Annotated in this window: 16 protein-coding genes; 2 read left to right on the top strand and 14 right to left on the bottom strand. The window is 55.1% G+C overall.

Features of this window, described 5'->3' with window-relative positions:
• Positions 1-21: 21 nt before the first annotated feature.
• From MHI24_RS20410 to MHI24_RS20380, 7 genes are all read right to left on the bottom strand, one after another.
• Positions 22-654, bottom strand: coding sequence for a glycoside hydrolase family 11 protein (locus tag MHI24_RS20410; RefSeq protein ID WP_340021365.1), 633 nt, complete (start codon positions 652-654; stop codon positions 22-24).
• A 464-nt stretch (positions 655-1,118) separates the two neighbouring features.
• Positions 1,119-2,159 carry an NAD(P)-dependent alcohol dehydrogenase gene (locus MHI24_RS20405; RefSeq protein WP_340021364.1) on the bottom strand — a complete coding sequence of 347 codons (1,041 nt, stop codon included), beginning with the start codon at positions 2,157-2,159 and terminating at the stop codon, positions 1,119-1,121.
• Positions 2,160-2,209: 50 nt separating this feature from the next.
• Positions 2,210-3,211 (bottom strand): sugar ABC transporter substrate-binding protein, encoded by a 1,002-nt coding sequence (locus tag MHI24_RS20400; protein ID WP_340021363.1) that lies wholly within the window; start codon positions 3,209-3,211, stop codon positions 2,210-2,212.
• Positions 3,212-3,292: 81 nt separating this feature from the next.
• The gene (locus MHI24_RS20395) at positions 3,293-4,327 is read right to left on the bottom strand and encodes an ABC transporter permease (RefSeq protein ID WP_340026739.1); all 1,035 of its coding nucleotides are present in this window, start codon (positions 4,325-4,327) and stop codon (positions 3,293-3,295) included.
• 10 nt (positions 4,328-4,337) lie between these two features.
• Entirely contained in the window at positions 4,338-5,849 is a 1,512-nt protein-coding gene (locus tag MHI24_RS20390; RefSeq protein ID WP_340021362.1) for a sugar ABC transporter ATP-binding protein, read from the bottom strand.
• Positions 5,850-6,266: 417 nt separating this feature from the next.
• Positions 6,267-7,394, bottom strand: coding sequence for an ROK family transcriptional regulator (locus MHI24_RS20385; protein ID WP_340021361.1), 1,128 nt, complete (start codon positions 7,392-7,394; stop codon positions 6,267-6,269).
• 183 nt (positions 7,395-7,577) lie between these two features.
• Positions 7,578-8,222, bottom strand: coding sequence for a hypothetical protein (locus MHI24_RS20380; protein WP_340021360.1), 645 nt, complete (start codon positions 8,220-8,222; stop codon positions 7,578-7,580).
• Positions 8,223-8,288: 66 nt separating this feature from the next.
• On the opposite strand from MHI24_RS20380, the gene MHI24_RS20375 reads away from it, so the two are divergent.
• A complete protein-coding gene (locus MHI24_RS20375) occupies positions 8,289-8,741 on the top strand; it encodes an acetyltransferase (RefSeq protein WP_340021359.1) in 453 nt (150 codons plus the stop codon).
• Here MHI24_RS20375 and MHI24_RS20370 read toward each other — a convergent pair.
• The 6 genes from MHI24_RS20370 to MHI24_RS20345 form a co-directional block, all read right to left on the bottom strand.
• Positions 8,727-12,110 carry a HEAT repeat domain-containing protein gene (locus tag MHI24_RS20370; RefSeq protein WP_340021358.1) on the bottom strand — a complete coding sequence of 1,128 codons (3,384 nt, stop codon included), beginning with the start codon at positions 12,108-12,110 and terminating at the stop codon, positions 8,727-8,729. The two genes, MHI24_RS20375 and MHI24_RS20370, sit on opposite strands and share 15 nt — an antisense overlap.
• 140 nt (positions 12,111-12,250) lie before the next feature.
• Positions 12,251-13,009 carry a peroxide stress protein YaaA gene (yaaA, locus tag MHI24_RS20365; protein ID WP_340021357.1) on the bottom strand — a complete coding sequence of 253 codons (759 nt, stop codon included), beginning with the start codon at positions 13,007-13,009 and terminating at the stop codon, positions 12,251-12,253.
• 81 nt (positions 13,010-13,090) lie between these two features.
• On the bottom strand, positions 13,091-14,257 hold the full coding sequence (locus tag MHI24_RS20360; RefSeq protein ID WP_340021356.1) for a GyrI-like domain-containing protein: 1,167 nt from the start codon (positions 14,255-14,257) through the stop codon (positions 13,091-13,093).
• Between the two features lie 54 nt (positions 14,258-14,311).
• Positions 14,312-15,580: a helix-turn-helix domain-containing protein gene (locus MHI24_RS20355; protein WP_340021355.1), complete on the bottom strand. Its 1,269-nt coding sequence runs from the start codon at positions 15,578-15,580 to the stop codon at positions 14,312-14,314.
• A gap of 24 nt (positions 15,581-15,604) precedes the next feature.
• Positions 15,605-15,889 carry a type II toxin-antitoxin system RelE/ParE family toxin gene (locus MHI24_RS20350; protein ID WP_340021354.1) on the bottom strand — a complete coding sequence of 95 codons (285 nt, stop codon included), beginning with the start codon at positions 15,887-15,889 and terminating at the stop codon, positions 15,605-15,607.
• Between the two features lie 260 nt (positions 15,890-16,149).
• Complete coding sequence (locus tag MHI24_RS20345; protein ID WP_340021353.1) at positions 16,150-17,175, bottom strand: glycoside hydrolase family 88 protein; 1,026 nt, start codon at positions 17,173-17,175, stop codon at positions 16,150-16,152.
• A gap of 142 nt (positions 17,176-17,317) precedes the next feature.
• On the opposite strand from MHI24_RS20345, the gene MHI24_RS20340 reads away from it, so the two are divergent.
• Complete coding sequence (locus MHI24_RS20340; protein WP_340021352.1) at positions 17,318-18,259, top strand: AraC family transcriptional regulator; 942 nt, start codon at positions 17,318-17,320, stop codon at positions 18,257-18,259.
• A gap of 1 nt (position 18,260) precedes the next feature.
• Here MHI24_RS20340 and MHI24_RS20335 read toward each other — a convergent pair whose 3' ends face one another.
• Positions 18,261-18,683: an NUDIX domain-containing protein gene (locus MHI24_RS20335; RefSeq protein WP_340021351.1), complete on the bottom strand. Its 423-nt coding sequence runs from the start codon at positions 18,681-18,683 to the stop codon at positions 18,261-18,263.
• Between the last annotated feature and the right edge of the window lie 15 nt (positions 18,684-18,698).

The following is an 18,698-nucleotide window of genomic DNA, read 5'->3' as shown; positions in this document are numbered from 1 at the left end:
AAGTGGCGTTTAGCTTGTCCGTTACCACACTGTTACGTTGGAAGAGCCGCTGCTCTGATATCCTTCGGTAGCCAATACCTGGTAGGACCAGCTGCTTCCCAGATACATCGATTTGCTCTGCCAGGCGTTCACGTGGTTGCTGAACGTAATCGAGACATTGCTTCCGATTGGCCGTTTGGATTGTCTTACACTCCAGTACTGCGGGAACGTAGCATTTCCGTCAATGGAAGGAGCGTTGTAACGCATTGTACGATAGATATCGTAGGTGGCGCCATCGCTGTACACTGTACCTTTATGATCGCCAGTTGGTCTGTACGTTCCCCAGTTGTCTACGACGTAATATTCAATGAGGGAGTTCCGGGTCCATCCGTATAAGGTCAGGTAGGCGTTACCGGAAGGCGCGAAGACCCCCGCATTATAGTTGATAACCCGGTTCGGTGATCCGTAAGTCCAGCCTTTACCTACTACAAAGTTGCCGGTATTGTACCAGTTTACGCTGTAATTGCCGCCGCTTCCGTTAACTGCATTTACGGTTCCGCCGCCATCGGTCCAGTTCTGCCAATAATCTGTTGCACCTGCAGTCGCTGCGAATGCGCTGAAGCTCATAGTGGCTGCCATAACTACCGTCAGAACTTTTTTGCTTAACTTAAACATACAAATACCTCCCGTGTATAATTTGTTGGTTACAGCATTTCTGTTTGCCTTTCCCCGCCATACACTGCCCTCTCGCTTCTTCTGATGAAATATAACTTATCCTGAGCTATATCCCATATTTTGTCTTGTCCTCCTTTCGAGTTGATTATATCCGGTAAGCGTTTACATTTCTCTCTGCAAACTAAAGGTCCAACCCCAATTTTTATAGGTATTATGAAATTTTTGGGTAGAATCGACGAAATTTTTACTCTTGCGGGAAGCAAGTTGAGAAAATCCGAGAAATTTCCGTGGCGGCGGACTAACATTTGCTCCTAATTTGCTGCTTCAGCTTGTGTTCCCCCCAATGCCAAACAAGCCGCCCCGGAACGGGGCAGCTCAACGCTCAGCTATAGCTCACTTGTCACTACTGTCACTACTGTCACTATTCATCCAGCGCTACATACTCACCGTTCACCTGCAGCCGCTTAGCCCATCTTAATGACGGCCTTCACCACATCCTCCTTGTTGTGGATAACGAAGTCGAACGCCTTCTGCGTGTCCTCGAATTCGAACTCGTGAGTGACGATGCCTTTGACGTCGATTTTGCCGTCTGCGATGGCGCCAATGGCTGCGGGATACAGGTTGCGGTAGCGGAAGACCGACTTGATGTCGGCTTCCTTGAACATAATCTGCATGAAGTCGAAGTCGATGATATCCTTGGCAGCCAGGCCGACCAGAACGATGGTTCCGCCTCTTTTGACCAGATAGGGGGTCTGCTTCACTGTGTGCTCGCTGCCTGCCGTCTCGATGACCTTATCCACACCCGCACCATCCGTCCAGGCCGCAATCGCCTCCAGCACATCCTCCTGTCTGGCGTTAATCACCCGCGTAGCTCCCAGCTTCATTGCCGCTTCCAGCCGCTTCTCAATGATGTCGACGACCACAATCTCGGTAGCCCCGTAAGCCTTGCAGGCCAGCAGGGTAACGAGGCCGATACAGCCCGCGCCAAGAATCACCACACGGTCCCCCAGCTTGATTCCGCCCTGCGCGGCAGCATGAAGCCCCACCGCCAGCGGCTCCACCAGCGCGCCCTCCTCGGAAGACACATTATCCGGCAGCTTGAAGGCCATGTTCTCCGGAAAAGCCATATAATCCATCAGACAGCCATGGTAAGGCGGCGTAGCCAGGAACTGCACATCCGGGCAGAGGTTGTACTTGCCGCTCTTGCAGAATTCACATTGACCGCAGGTCACCCCAGGCTCCAGGGCCACCCGGTCACCAAGCTTCAGATGCTTCACACCCGGACCCAGCTCCACCACTTCACCGGCACATTCATGCCCGAGAATGAAATCCCCGTCCACCACGAAATCGCCGATCCGGCCATACTCCAGGTAATGCACATCCGAGCCGCAGATGCCGACATACTCCAGCTTCACAATGACCTCGCCCTCCCGGGCTACGGGCATATCAATGTCTCTCATTTGCATTTTTTGCAGATCCGTCATATAAAAAGCTCTGTTCTTCATCCGTTTCTCCTCCTCAGGAACATTGGGTTCAGTGATTCCGCATTCTCTCTCTATTCTTTCAGCGCTTCGGCCTTCTCCAGCAATTCGATGTACTCATCCACGTTATCCTTGGTGATCAGCGGGTTGCCGATGTCAGTGTCGATCTGCTTCTCCGCGCCGGTCAGCAGCTTGTTGCTTGTATCCAGCAGCTTCTCCGCCAGCTCAAAAGCATTCTGCAGACAAGTCGAGGTCATCTTGCCCTCCTTGATGAGCTGAAACGCCTCCGCTGTGCCGTCTACGCCATACGCGAGCATGCCGCTGAACTTGGGGTTATCCTTGACCGCTTCAATCGCACCGGCCGTCATATTGTCGTTCATAGAGATGACAGCATCGATCTTGTCATTCGCCTGCACCCAGTCCTCCATATACTTCATGGCCTCATCCTTGTTCCAGTTGGCAATCTGCTCGCCGACAATCTGCACGTCCGGACGCTTCTCGAAGAATTCCTTCTGCCAGCTCTCTCTGCGCTTATCCGCATGGAAGTTGCCGGAAGGGCCGTTGAGGACGACCACCTTGGCATTCTGGGGAATCTGGTCAATCGCAGCGCGCGCATTCACCCCGGCCTGCTCGTAGGGATCAGCGTCCACGCTGGAGGCGCCTTCAATTCCGGTAATCCGGGCATTGGTGGTGATCGCGAACAGTCCGGCCTTGATGACCTTCTCCACATATGGTCTCTGCGCCTCGCCGTTATTCGGCTGAACAATGACCAGGTCGAACTTGTTGGTGATCGCATTCTCGATCATGGAGTTCTCTTTATCGTCGCTGGCCTGCCCGTCGAAGACCTCCAGCTTGATGTTCGGATACTTCTTTGCTTCCTCCTTCACCGCATTAGCCAGCCAGGCGGCAAAAGAGTCAGACTGCGCACGGGCAATATAGGCGACCTTATACACTTTCTCTCCGCCGCTGTTGCCCCCGCCTCCCGAATCAGACGAATCCGCCTTATTATTGCCACAGCCGGCGAGCAGCCCCAGAATGAGCAGCAGCGAAACCAAGGTGAACGATATTTTTTTCATGGTATTTCCCCTTTTTTTTATTTTAAACAGCAGGGCTGTTTAATCCGGTGGCCTGGTCTTCCGCTTGTCAGTGCGCTGCCGTCAGCCCGTGAGTCCCGGCCCCGGCTCCCCCGGGCGGCCGCTGCTCTTGCCGTTCTTGCCGCGCTTATCTTCGATTCTGCCGAGCGTGCTCTTCGTTCTGCGGTTCTTGGAGCGGATGTCGTAGATGACCGCCAGCGCAATGATCGCCCCGCGGATAATCTGCTGCATATACGAATCGACATTGGTCAGGTTCATAATGTTGTCGAGGAAGCCGACGATGAAGGCCCCGGCCAGGGTGCCGCCCGCTGAACCGATCCCCCCGGAAAAGCTTGTTCCCCCGATGATAGCTGCAGTGAGCGCGGTGAATTCATAGTTGATTGCGCCGTTAGGCAGCCCGGCGTTGACCCGGGACATGAACAGAATTCCGGCGATGCCCACGAAGATCCCGTTAATAATGAAGGCGGTGTATTTGACCCGGGAGACATTGATCCCGGAGGCGGTCGCCGCCTCTTCGTTGCCGCCGACCGCAAACAACGCGCGGCCGAACCGGGTATGCCGCAGGATATACCAGGTGATGATAGCGAAGGCGACCAGGAACAGGACGGGGATGGGAATTACCCCGATGGAGCCCTGACCGAGTACGGTGAAGTCCCCGAGCTGCAGGATGTTCTGCCCCTTCGTGAACAGCAGGGCCACCCCGCGGGCCATGGTCAGCATCGCCAGCGTGGCAATGAACGGCGGTGTCTTGAAGGTGCTGACCATAACCGCATTGACGATATTGCATACCACCCCGGTCACAATGCCGACCGCGATAGCGACGGTGAAGGAGCCGGTGGACTTGTAGGCGGATACGGCGAACACTCCGGACAGCGCCAGCACTGAGCCTTGCGACAGATCAAGCATTCCGCTGATGATCAGCAGGGTCTGGCCGAAGGCCAGAATGGTGGTAACCGCAAGCTGGGTGGAGATATTGGTCAGGTTGTTGACCGACAGAAAGTTCGGGTTGGCAAAGGAACAGACAATAAACAAGGCCAGCAGCACCAGGTAGATGCTGTATGTTTTTTTAAAGGTGGTCCAGAATTGGCTCCAATTCATCTCTTTCACTTCAGTTCACCTCATTCGATGTAATCGTTCCGGTGGCATACTTCATGATCTGCTCCTGGGAGAACGCCTCCCGGCTGATCTCTCCGGTAATGGTCCCCTTATTCATCACATAGATCCGGTCGCACATGCCCAGCAGCTCGGGCAGCTCGGAGGAGACCATAATGACCACCTTGCCCGCCTTGACCAGCTCGGTCATCAGCTTGTAGATTTCAAACTTGGCTCCGACATCAATGCCCCGCGTTGGTTCATCCAGAATCAGAATGTCCGGGTTCAGCAGCATCCACTTGGCGAGCAGCACCTTCTGCTGGTTGCCCCCGCTTAAGGAAGCGATGACGGTGTCCATGGAGGGCGTCTTCACCCGCATCTTCTGGAACAGCTCCGATACGATGTCCTGCTCGACCTTGCTGTGATGCCGGAAGCGGTAGAAGATGCTTTTCAGGGAAGACAAGGTCGTATTCTCCTTCACAGACCGCATCGGAATAATCCCGTACCGGCGTCTGTCCTCAGAGAGCATGACCATACCGTGCCTGATGCTCTGCTCCACATTGCGGATGTTCACCTTCTGTCCCTTTATGTAAATCTCCCCGGAGGCGATAGGATCAAGCCCGAACAGCGAGCGCATCACCTCGGTTCTGCCTGCGCCGATCAGTCCGGCGAAGCCGACCATCTCGCCCCGGCGCACGTGGAAGCTCACATTCCGGTAGCCCCCGGGACCGCTCAGATTCTCTACCTTCAGCAGTGTCTCCCCGGCCTCCACCTCTTCCTTCGGGTAGGTGTTCGTAAGCTTGCGGCCGACCATCAGGGAGATGACCGTCTCGATATCCAGCTTCTCCTTCGGATGGCTATCCACCACCGTTCCGTCCCGGAACACCGTAATCTCATCTGCGATCTGAAAAATCTCGTCCAACTTATGCGAGATGTAGATGATGCTGACCCCGCGGGCCTGCAGCTCCCTGATCTTCACGAACAGCTTCTCGACCTCCTCATGGGTAATCGCCGAGGTCGGCTCATCCATGATAATGATCTCTGCCTTATACGAAATCGCTTTCATGATTTCCAGCATCTGAATATCAGATACCGTCAGGTCCTTGAGCAGTGTGGTCGGCGAGTACGGCAGATTCTCTGCACGCAGCAGCTCCGTTGTCCGCTGTCTCACCTGCTTCCAGTCCACCTTCCCCAGCCGCGTTACCGGCAGATTGCCCAGGAAGATGTTCTCCTCCACCGTCATCTCCGGCACATAATTCAGCTCCTGAAAAATCATCGAAATCCCCAGATTGCGTGCCTGAATCGGGTTGCTGATCCGCACAGGCTGCTCGTCGATGAAGATCTGGCCGCTGTCCGGCTGATGAATGCCGTTAATGATCTTCATCAGCGTCGACTTGCCCGCCCCGTTCTCGCCGCATAGGACATGCACCGAGCCTTTTCTCACCTTGAAGTCAATCTTGTCTAACGCCTTAACCCCCGGAAAGGACTTCTCAATCTGCGACACCCTGAGCTTAATGCTCTGTTCCATTCCGTTCCCCTTCCCTCCCATTGATGTCAATTCTCCCCGCCACCAGGCCCTTACTGGAGCATGTGCCTAGCCTGTTGCAGCTTCCGGGCGATGCCGGTAACCCCCTGCTCCATCATTAATAAAACACTTTTATAAAACGATCTAAATAAGATTATAATCAGATTCTGTTTGAAGTCAATACGAAAAAGCAAACAAATGTAACCGCATTCAAAGTTCTTTTTTTCACAAAGAAAATTAGCAAGTGGATACGGCTTTGCCGGCCTTTTAAAGGACGGTACCGTTTCAGCGAGAAATATAAGTTATCGTGTGTAACATATAAATTCTTCTATTTACACAAAAAGCTCCCCTGCGAAGGGACCGCCGCACTGACACAGCTTGTCCCTCTTGCAGAGGAGCCTTCTTCTCGAAATATTAACGCTAGATAGTATCAATAAAATCCGTCACCAGTTCCATTGCGGCACCTACGGCTGTAGCCTCCAGCTTGTATTTGCAGACCCGCAGATAGCTTCCGTCCGGCTCAAAGGTGTTCTTCGCCGCAGCCAGCTCCTGGAGACTCTCCAGATAGTCCTCCATATAAGCGCCTGCATAGCCGCCGAGTATAACGTCGCAATCGTATAACATCCGCAGATTGTTGATGGCTACCACCAGATAGTCCCGGTATTCCTCCCAGATGACCCGCTGCGGCTCATGCCCCTCCCCGAGCAGGCGGAAGAATTCCACTATGCTGCCCCCGGTGCTGTCCGAGAGAATCCGCGCAGAGCAGTAAGCATCGACGCAGCCCTTCTGCCCGCAGTAGCAGGTCCGGCCTCCCGGCACAACGGTCATATGGCCGAACTCTCCGGCCCGGTGATTCTTGCCGGCATAAATCTGGTTATCTACAATAAATGAACCGCCCACGCTGTTGTTGAGCGAGAGGTACACCACATTGTGCATATCCTGCTCCCCCCATAACTCGGTGAAGCCTGCGGCGTTCGCGTCATTGCTCAGGATGCAGGGGTACGGGATATATTCAGCGAAGCGCTGGACATGCCCGCCCTTGAAATCAATGACGGTAGCATAGCTTACCGACTGGCGGTCGCCGGTCAGGATGGCGGGAAGCGCAATACCGGCCCCGAGGATTCGGCTGCGGTCAATCCCGCATTCTTCGGTGAATTCCTCCACCAGCCGGCCGACTCCCTGGAAGTAGGCTTCTTCATTGGCGAACGGGAACAGGTTCCTGACGTTTCTGACGACCTTGCCGCTGAGATCAATCATGACAATGCCGACATGGTTGCGTGTAACATCCAGGCCAAGGGCATATCCCGCCACGCTGTTGCAGGCCAGCGATTTCGCTTTGCGGCCGCCCGTAGACTCGAATAATCCGGTCTCTACGATCAGTTCCTTCTCCTGCAGCTCCTTAAGATTCTGTGTTACTGTTGGAAGGCTTAGATTAAGCGCCTGCGCAATCTCCTGAATGGAGGTAGATTCACGGTGATACAAGTATCGGTAAATGGCGTTCCGGTTCATCCTTTTAACTTCCATACTGTTCAAGCGATGTGTCGCCATTATTTTTCCTCCGACTTTTACAAATGTACTTTATTATCTCTATAAATATAATATACAATGACAACCGTATTTGCAATCATCTGGTTGTTTTAATTGTGAATGTTTTCACTTAATTAAGCTTATTGTATCAAAAACCGGGAGCTCCGTCATTATACTTTTGGGCTGGTGGCCTTACTGGTGGCCTTAAAGTGACTGTTTCTTCGCTATATTCCGCAGATTGACGCCAAGAATGATGAACCAGCCCGCGAACAGCACCTGGGAGATCAGGATCATCACGTCCCCCAGCAGCCAGGGATAGGAGCCGATCAGATCAAAGATTCCGGCCAGCACACCGAAGGATGCCGTAATCCGTCCGAGTCCGCCCATTCGGATCACCAGGCTCAGTAGAATCGTAGCGATCCCCATGACTAGTGCGGCACAATGTACGCCCCCATAATAGAGGCTGATAATCAGCCTATAGCTCTCAGAAGATAGCTCAATTCCATATACCGGATAGACCAGCCTGCCCAGAATAATGACCAGCACGATATAGACAGGAATGCTAACCGCTAACAGGCCGCAGCCAAAAACCGTCAGCACCGGATGCACCTGGACCAGCAGACGGTACAAGGCCACGATAGAGGGAATGAGCAATACCGCAGCGAAGAACAGCACCTCGTCTGCCATCGACAGCTGGAACCGCCACTCGCTCAGCCATGATAATAGTGCAGTATCCTCCAGCGGGGGAGCAGGCACCGGTCTCAGGAACAGATATTGGGCCAGGAAAAGAAGGCCGGAGCCGATCAGGGTAATCCCGCCAAACTTCAGCAGGCGATGGTGCGTTTTCATACGCTTCCACTCGATTCTTGTTTATTCTTAATGCTATAATCTAAAAAAATGATTAAGGAGAAAGCTATGAACCAGATACACAACATTACAGACCGGAATCAGGTGGTTGCCAGTAAACTGCTGGACATATGGGAGAAGGCCGTGCGGGCTACCCATCTGTTCCTCACCCCGCAGGATATTGAGGACTTGCGCCCCCTGGTCCTGCAAGGCCTTGCAGCTATCCCCCATTTACTTGCTGCTACGGACCAGGAGGGCCAGCCCCTCGGCTTCATGGGCGTTCAGGAGCAGAAGCTTGAGATGCTGTTCGTAGACCCGGCCGTCCGGGGACAGGGAATTGGTACCAGTCTGGTGAACTACGCCATACACAACCTGAATGTACATTCTGTAGATGTGAATGAAGATAATCCCCAAGCCGCCGGATTCTACGAGCATCTAGGCTTCCAGGTCTACGACCGGTCTGAGCTGGATGAGCAGGGTAAGCCCTGGCCTATCCTGCATATGCGGTTACCGCAGGAATAACCCGGACGACTCCTGCGCTGTCCATATATTAAGTGCCTGTGTGCGGACCGCCGGATGGCTGCAATTCCTGTACCACCGCAGCCGTTCAGCGGCTTCCGGACTCCAGTGCAGCGCATGGCCCGCTGCCGCAAGCAGCGGGAGTCCGGTGTACAGGACCTCATAATGCGGCCCGGTCCGCAGCGCATCTACCAATTCCAGCAGCGCCTCCGGCGTCCAATATCCGGCGCTCTGCTCCAGAGTGCCGGTCACTTCGCTGTACACCTCGCTTAACAACAACGGCTGAGAGGTTATGCCCTGAACCATCCGCTTCAGGTAACCTGCGGCTTCCTCAGTGTTATTCCAATCAATCAAGGCGATATATAATTTCAGGACGAGACTCTGAAGGGTCTCATCGGCAGCCAGAATACCGATTAGCTCCAGGTACAACGGAGTAAGCTGTACTCTTGTGCTCATGGGCAGACCGGTCAGCTGCTTGATGAGCGCCTGCAGGCGCTGCCGGTGCGGCAGATCTCTGTCCGCCGCTGCATTCCATTCCTGCGTCACAGCGGTTGCCGCCAGCTGCCGGCATATACCGGCTACTACTGCATTGACCTTGCCGTCCCGGGCGGCTTGAATCAGTGTTATCATCGCGAATTCCCAGCTGGTGCCGTCCTCCAGATCCATCATAGCCTGAGCCGCAGCCGCGGCAACAACATCTTCATAACCATTCGTCCATCTGTTCATTGCTGTATAGGCCTGTCTGCGGACGAAGACATCCGGGTGACGGGTAATGGCGATGATTAAGTCCAGATAGCGGGGTCTGTAATCAGCCGGAAGCGCGTCCGGGTGCTGGGACAACAAGCTCACAGCGATATCGTGCTGCGGAGAAGCCGCGATGGCACCAAGCAGCTCCCAGCTCCGTTCATCGTCCAGCAGCCCCCTCGCAGCATGTCCAATGGCGATGATGACATCCTTATGCGCGTTAGGCTTCGCGAACTCATTCAGGAGCAGCGGAAGACTGTCCTCATTTCTATACGCACCAAGCAGGCGGATGGCTTCCTTCCGCACCGTAATTTTCAGCTTGTCGCGTCCCAGCAGCTCCTTCAGCACCAGGGACAGCAGCCCCGGACTGACTCTGCGGATGCATCTTGGGATAGAATACATCGCCACACGGGCCCGGTCGCTATCGAGATGCTCCAGCAGCACCGGCAGGGATTGCTCCGGCTCCTCCAGCAGGGACAGGGCATGAAGCGCCGCTTCGGCTACGGCCACCTCTTGGTCCTGCACCAGCTCATACAACCGCTCCGGGTGCCAATCCGGCATACTTGCCATGATTCTAATCGCTCGGGAACGCTCAAACAAGCTGTATTTGGAGCCAGTTGCAACTTTGCTCAACAGGGCGCTATACGCCTGCTGCTGGCGCGGCAGCCAGCGGTGGAATCCGTCCGCAGCCGGGACCAGATAGACTGTTTTGCCTGAGAGGAATTTGCCCTTGATGGCAGCCCCTGAAATGTAAGGGTCCAGCCATTCCTGGCGCTTCAGATGCAGATGCCGGAACACCTCGTAGATGGTAATATACGATGGATCGGCGTCCAGCAGCTCCTTCACCCGTTCATCCCGCGTCTTAAGCGGCTCCAGCCAGAGCCGGGTGGCCCGGATTGCGGTGGCCTCCGTTTTGGCCCGGGCCGCTTCCCGTAAGAGCTGCTGCAGCTTAGCAATGCCGTACCCTCTTTTGCCAAAAGACGTTGCCAGGCTCAGCACCAGGTTGTAATTCTCCCGCTTGCCCGCCTGCGCAGCGTAGGAATAGATGCCCTCAAAGATGATCTCTTCCACGCCCTGCGGCATATTCTTCTCCAAAGACGGCAGGGAGAGCTGCCCGTCCTGCTTCGCGAGCTTCTGGAGCGTGTTCAGGGCGAACTTGAACAGCTCTCCGTCAGGCTCCGCCGCCTGATGGCGCAGAATCGAGAAGGCCAATAGCTGAACAGAATACCTCGTCCCGTAGGAGGTGTCTCTGGCATTGATCACACTGTCCACCAGTTCAGCAAGCGCCGGAACATGGGCAGCCTCATACACAGACGCCGGACTCTCCGACAGCTCCTTGAACACCGCCCCCCGCACAGGGTCCTGATCATTGCGGATACGGCTTAAGGTCGTTAGCGTGGCATCCATACCCTGTCTGGCCAGCACCGTGCTGCGGATCAGCTGCATCAGCGCTGTGGCCCGTTCGTCTGCACTGGATACCCGGGTGGCTTCCTCAAGCTGGTCTCTGACCTGATGAATCGAGCGGGCGGCGGTGATGCGCAGGCTGCGCTCCCGGTTTTCCCTGATCTCACGCAGGCCCAGCATCCGGGCGGCCTCCCGGTCACGCAGCGCGTGGGGCAAAACATACAGGAGCCGCTCCGGGAATACCCGCTCCCGGCGCTTCTCCGCCTCATACACCGCCTCAAAAATCTCCCCGCGCTTAGAAGGCGCAAGATGCTCAAGCAGCCGCGCCACTTGCACGGGCTCTTCTGCCTGCAGCTTGACAAGCTGCTTCCACTGGTCCAGCGAGAGGAGCTTCGCCCGCTTGAGCACAGGCTCCGGTACACCGAAGTTCATCAACTCACCGCGTGTCTCCGTCCGGATGAGCAGCTCATACACCGCGCCTGGTCTCTGGCGCATCAGGATGCCGAGATGGGCCTTCAGCGCAGACGGCAGCTTATCTGCCGGACTATGGTTCAGCGCACAGGCCAGCACCAGGTCAGGCTTGTGATTGCACAGCTGCTCCAGCGCCGAGGAGAAGCGCCGCCAGACCTGATCCTTGGCTCTGAGCGGAGCCGCTTCCAGCTCTCTGGTGACATACTCCGCGACTACCTCCAGATGGCGGCTGGCCAGCTTCTTCCAGTCCATAATCGCGTACCCCAACTCAGCGAGCCGTGCGCGGACGGTTGCTTCGGAGCAGGCCTGCAGCACCATCGCCGCCTCGTCCGCGCCCCACCGGGCCCGAACCAGCGGGAGCAGATGTTCCGCCAATTCCCGGCGGTTCATCAGGGCCACTGTACGCAGCAGCTTGCGGCGGCAATCCTGTGACAGCCCGGGAAGCTCGCGTTCGATCTCCTCCACTGAAGCGACTTTAGCTGCCAGCCCTGCCGCCGTATTGCGGATGCTGGCCATAGGATGCTTCAGCCCCGCCAGAATCACAGGCGCATCCAGCGTAGCGATGGCTCCCATCAGGGCCAGGCGCGCCTCATAGGCTCCGCCTTCCAGCAATGAGATGAGCAGCCGGGAGTACTCCGCAGACCCCAGGTGCTGCCGTCCTAAGGCGGTTATTCTACGGATTCTATCGGAATATCCTAATCGATCCAGTTCCTTCAGTAAGCGCTCTTTGTGAAGCGGGTTCTGTCTAACCATCGCATGTCCTCCTCCTGAGCCTGATCTGATTCCTTAATCTTACAAAAACGGGCTTCCGCCCGCAACCAAACAAGGGCAACCCCGAATCCGGCGCTTCTGCCATCCTCAAGATTACCCTCTATGCTGCTCACTCTATCAGTCTACTCTTTGTCTTGCTTGGCCTGGACGAACACATAGGTGTGCTCATCCGACAAGGCCGCTTCATACCGGAAATCGAACCCGGTGAACGCCTGAAGCTCCTCCACGTTGGTAATCTGCCGCTCGGCCATGAACCGGACCATCTCACCCCTGGCCATCTTGACCAGCGTCGCCCGCTCCACCACCTTGCCGCCGATGTTCTGCCCGAATACGCAGCTTACCATCCGCACCTTGTCCCCGGTATACGGGGCAATGCATTTGCTGTACTCCTTGGAGGCCAGGTTCACAATCGTATCGGTCTCCGCGAATAGCTGATCGGCCAGCCTGCGGTTCCAGAACTCATAGAGTGTGCTGAAGCCCGGTCCGCCCAGCTTGGCCTGCATCTCCAGCCTATAGGGAACCACCCCGTCAAACGGCCGGACGATCCCGTAGAAGCCGGACAGGATGCGCAAATGCTGCTCCACATATTCCAGCTCCTGTGTCTGGAAGATCCCCGGCGCCATGTACTGGTACTGGATACCCTCATAAGCCAGAATGGCCGGGGTCAGGCTCTTGGTTAAGTCCATCTCCTTGATCCGCTGCATATTTAGCGTGGCGATAGCATCGTTGCATTGCCATAGTGCCTTGGCTTCTTCGTACTTCAGCTTGCGCAGCAAGGCCAGCAGCTTCTGCGACTCGCTTAAGAATTGCGGAGTCTGGCGGTATCCCAGGACATCCGTATCAGTCTTCATCTTCTTGGCCGGCGAAATAATGATTCTCATCGTACACTCTTTTCTACCCTTATGGGAAAATAAATGTACCTCTATACTATCATATTATCCCCCCGCCGGTCCCCGGCCAAGTTATTCAGCAGTAAGCGGTACGAAGACAGAGGCGCAGTTCGCCTGGCGGAACCGGGCAATCACATGTCTGCTCCAGTCACGCGTATACTCAGGGTGAGCGCTCAGGTACAGCTCCTCCAGATGATTGAATGCGGTATCGTACGGGATTCCTGGATTGTCGCCGTTCACCTCAAGCTGGGTAATATGCAGATAAATGCCCCCAGGCACAGTCATCTTCTCCACACAGTCAGGAAGGCCAGCGAAGCTGCTGACTCTGGTGCCGAAGCAGGAATTCACCTTTCCCTCCTCCCCGCTGTTCACCGGGAATCCGTAATAGTCATGCAGGTAATACCGGGCTGCCCCGGTGGCGAATACCTGATCCTGCACGCCAAAATATTTGGTAATCACAAACTCCTCATCCTCCGGCAGCGTCATGCTGCAGGCAATCTTCATCTCCGGCAGCGTCACCGGCTTGAAGCGCAGGGAGCTGAATTGTTCGGCCGTATTCCCCGGCAGAATCACCGGCTCGTATTTGGTAAGAATATCACCGGACTGGTCATATGTATTGAAGCTGAGGCCAGCGGGATTATAGACATAGCTTGTATCCTTGCGGAATTCACCCACGAAATATTCATCAGCGTGCATCCGTTCCTCGTAGCCGGTCCGCCCGGCGCTCTTCGATTCATTGATCAGAACCTTGGCATACCGGCAAGCGGGTACGGTCAGCGTCTCTGTATATTCCGGCAAATGCGCAGGCAACCCCTCGAAGCTGCTTACCTCCATGCCCACAATCACTTTGTAGTTGCCATCCCCCTGAACCTCGGTGCGCACCGTGACGATCTCCCGGCCCTTAATTTGGTGCTCTATCAGACTGGAGAGCAGTGCGATCTCTCCTTCTGCCGCCAGCTTTTTCGTATAAAAGTAATCATTAATCGTGCCGCCCGCCTGCCCGGAATCATAATATCCGCCATACCCCCGGCTCTCATACGATATCGGCAGCGCAATCCCCACAACCTTCATTTCCGGCCTGTCCACAATGCTGCACAGCTCCGTAACCTGCTCTACATGAACCTCACTTAACATCTCCACCTGCTTCAGCTCCTCCACCATTCTCAGGATTACCGGCTTCACACGGGGACTATAGCCTTCGGAAGCCTGCGGTGACCATGCGTGCTTATTCAGATTCACTCTCTCACTCCTTTCCTGTATACATCCAGTCTAACGGGAATCACGCGCCTCTTATTATCCGTTCTTAACATCTTTCAGCCTGATCCACACGCTCATGGTAATGGCCTCCGGGTCCGCTCCCCCTCCTGTCTCATACGTGGCAAAAGCAGGCCGCCCCTCCGTCCCCCACCCGTTCTGCGCAATCCAGGCCTCCAGCAGAGCCGTATATCTGCCGCTATCGCTGTATCTGCTGCTTTCCAGCACCGCATAGCTGCCTGCATCTACCTGCAACACCTCAAGCCCGCTGCCGCCGGGCAGCTCCAGTGGCTGCTTCAGCCGGACGCCGCAAGTATAACCTCCGCCGCTTCGCGCTGCATAGAATTCTCTGGCGTTCTTTATTATCTCCGGATGATGGATGGACAGATACTCCACCACCGCCGAAGCCGCCTCTTCCTCCGCCCTCTCCCCTTCCCGGTACGCCACCAGATACTCAAGACCGGGGCAGCAGCGCACCAGGATGCGGTCATAATCTACGCGCTTCCGTACTGGCACATACAGCACCAGCCTTCTAACCTCGCGGCCCTTACGAATATATTCTTCGTAATAATCTTCATCTTCCTGCTCGAACATGCTGGCCCTCAGCCACGTCAGATACAGATAGTCCCACGCCAATCTGATCTCGGTCTGCACGTTGCTGACCGCTGTCTTGGCAACAGTTAAGCTGCGCCCGGCTACAGTCCCGATCTCTTGAAACACACTGCCTGCCAGCAGGTGCAGCCAAGCAGGATCATGCTCAACCGCAAGCTCATAACAGTACAAGCCGCCCTGCGGCGGTCCGTCTCTGCCGAAGATTCTGCCCTGGTAATGATGTAACCTGGCGTCCAGTGCCTCCAGCGCCTGCTGCTCAATGCCTTCCTGAACGGGATGATAGAATTTCATATGTATGGTCTTGGGAAGAGTCTCGGTAAGGACGGTAACCTGCCGGATGGCTTCGCTGTCGAATCTGGGGAAGAAATAGCTGGCTTCACTTTTTTGATAGGCCAGCGGGGTGAGGCGGGTTGCGGTTTTGACGGATTTGCATAAGGCCTGCTGGGAGCTGTAGCCGCAGGCGTAGGCAATCTCAGCTAAGGGAAGCTGCGAGCTGCGGATCAGTCCGAGCGCATCCGAGAGCCTGCGCTTGCGGATATACTCTTTGACCGAATGGCCGGTGCAGGTGTAGAAGTCCCGGTATAACTGCATCAGCGAGGTGTACCCGGCCTGCGCAGCCTGCTCAAGCGGAATATCCTCGTACAGATGCTCCTCGATGAAGGCTATAGCTTGTCTGATACGGGCGGATTGGGGCATAGACGTTCCTCCGGTAGACTTATATTACATCAGATCTTCAACCTTGCGTTTTCCATGAAGCACCCTTCTAATTTCAATAATATCATCCAGCACCAAGTAGAAGACTATGTAATTCTCCACAATCAGTGAACGATATTCATCTTTCAGTCCATTCATGTTGCGTGTAACTGGCCCGAAGAAGGGGAATGATTTTAGCCTGGAGATAGCTTGATCGAGCTTGTCCAATAGTTGATAAGCCGCATCCGGTGCAGCAAGCTCATCGCTAATTCCTTCTCTCAGCGGCCGCTTGTAGAGAGCATTGTTGCACATTTTGCAGGATTCCTCTAACATCTATTACTGGCTGAAGTACAATGTTGCATGATTTGCACAATTTTTGGTGTTTAGGGCAAATTAGCGCTGGATTTGTTGCATTTCGTGCATGATTTCTGGGATAGACCGCTTCTATGGGGCAGGATTGTTGCATTTCTTGCAGGATTTCACTATAACTATGTGTTATTACACTAATAAGCCCAAGCCCGGCCTTTCCCGGTCTTGAGCTTATCCTAATCCAAGGATGCTCCCCGCTTGAATCAATGTGCAGCAAGCAGATCAGACAAGAAGGCCAATGCCAGACCCTGGCCCCAGCCCTGAATCCAGTCCTTCGGGATCTGGCGGTAGCCTTCGCGGTCCTTCATGACGGCCGTGCCGCCCGATACGCCGAGCACCCGGCCGTCTGCGGTGATGTTCGCAAGGATGCCGGCCAGTGCCTTTTGCACATATTTGCTATGCAGTGGATTACCGTTATTCACCATTGCCGCCGCAATCCCGCAGGAAGCCGATACCTCCTCATACGATTCCTCATCATCCAGCACCGTGCGCCACAGGCCGTTCTCCGTCTGCACCAGCTTCAGCGCCGCCAGCTGATCACGCAAGGAGCATTCCACATCCATACACTGCGGATACAGATACCACTCCTTCAGCAGCGGCTTCACCTGTGACATCGTATACGCGCCCCAGGCATTCGCCCGGCCCCAATACAGCCCGGACATATGGTCCTGCTTCAGATGGTTGTAGCCGTGGTACCAGAGTCCGGTGGCGGGGTCTTGCAGGTACTTGATGTGCCAGTAATATTGGTTCAGCGCATCCTGAATCAGCTCCTGGTCCTCCAGCTTACAGCCTACACGCAGCAGGAAGAACGCCGCCATGAACAGCGTATCCGCCCAGGCCTGCTGCGGGAAGTCGTTCGACACCGATACCGTATGCTGCAGCACATTCTCTCCGAACCGCAGTGCCGAGCCGCGGAGATAACCGATTTTGCTCATAACAATATCCCAGTACTTCTGCTCTCCGGTCTCTTCGTACAAGGTGATCAGCATATGCCCCATAGCACAGGTGTTGACCGTCCAGTCCGGCAGCCCCAGCCCGATATATTCCTCCACCCACTGCACCAGCCTGTCCAGATACTCCTGGTTCCCGGTGGTCTGGTACGCCCGCGATACCCCATAGTAGGCTACGCCGCAGGGCCATTCCCAGGTCAAGTCCATCGCCAGCGTCTTCCGGGTGACCTTGTCGATCACGTCCAGAATTTCCTCCCGGTTATACTCTACTTGCAGCATATGTATCCCCTCCCATGTAAACGCTTTACAGAGTCTATTGTAAGCAGTAAAATATTCAACATCTAAGCACATTCATAGCAAAACTGCGCAGTTTCGACCATTTATCCTCAGCATCTATCTTAGGAGAGCAGGAGCCGCGAATATGCCCAGAGCCAAGAAGCCCGTCATTGAATACCGCCGCTACAGCCTCCCGCTCCATTTCCCGGTGCTGCTGCTCAGCGGCGAACGCTGGAGAATCTCCGATATCAAGAGCGAGCATCTTCATTTCCACAACCATCTGGAGATCGGCATCTGCCATTCGGACAGCGGGGTGATGGAGATTAAGGGTGAGGCTGTGCCTTTTGCAGCCGGTGATGTGACCTTTCTGCCCAGGTATCTGCCCCATACCACGTATAGTTCGCCGGGAGAGGCCAGCTTGTGGTCTTATTTGTTTTTCTCGCCGGAGGATCTGTTTCAGCATTCCTTCAAAAGCGCCTACAGCCACTTCGAGCCGAACCTGTGGTCCGTGCAGGGAAACAGCTGTATTCTGAGCCGGGAGCGCTATCCGCTGGTGTATACTCTGGCTACCTCCATCGTTCTGGAGCTGCAGCAGCAGCGGCCTTATTATCAGGAGAGCGCTTACGGCTTATTGCTGTCCCTGTACATTGAATTGCTCCGCATTCATTCCACGCAGGAAGCGCTGAGCGGCCAGGAAGCCGGGCCTACGTTCCTTGGTGACTTCGCTATCGCCCCCGCGCTGGAATATATCACCCGCAACTATATGGCACCGATGACCATCGATGACCTGGCCGGGCTGTGCCACTTGAGCACCACCCATTTCCGCCGCAAATTCCATGATACGATGGGCACCGCCCCCCTCGACTTCCTGAACAGCACCCGGATCGAGGAGGCCTGCAAGCAGCTTAAAAGCACAGAGCAGTCCATTCTGGCCATCTCAGAGAAGGTTGGCTTCCACTCGATCTCCAGCTTCAACCGCTGCTTCTCCAGGCTGATGGGCGTCCCGCCCAAGGAATGGCGCAGGAGTGCGCAAGCGGAGGCACAGTCGGCCAAGGCGAGCATTCAGGAGTTTACGGGATGGGTGTAAATTATTTTCCCGCCAGCGATACTCTTCTGATGCTCTCCTTCGTCCAGGGAGGGGCCAGGGGATGATTCATGATCTCCTCGCGGGTTAACCAATGTACGGCTTCAACTTCATCTGGACTCTTAATTGTTGCTGTCCCGCTGTCATATTCACATAAGAACACCATATTGATCACATGCCGCCCATCCCCGGTCACGAAGGAGGAGCTATACACAAACTTAACCGCATCCCTGATCACAATCCCAACTTCTTCATAGCATTCCCGTTTCACTGTCCGTTCGAGGATCTCCAGTGTATTGCCTTCAGCGTCTACTTTGCCCCCTACTAAGGCCAGGGTTCCCCCGGCATGCTCTTCTTTGGTGCTCCGTGTGATCAGAAGCCACTTGTCCTCCTTACAGATTGCAGCCTCTACGTTAACTATGAACATCCAGCCCCTGCTCCT

This window comes from Paenibacillus sp. FSL K6-1096 (assembly GCF_037977055.1).
In the GTDB taxonomy this organism is placed as follows: Bacteria; Bacillota; Bacilli; order Paenibacillales; family Paenibacillaceae; genus Paenibacillus_AQ.
Note: the sequence above shows the minus strand (reverse complement) of the source record. Positions and strands in the feature narration are given on the sequence as shown.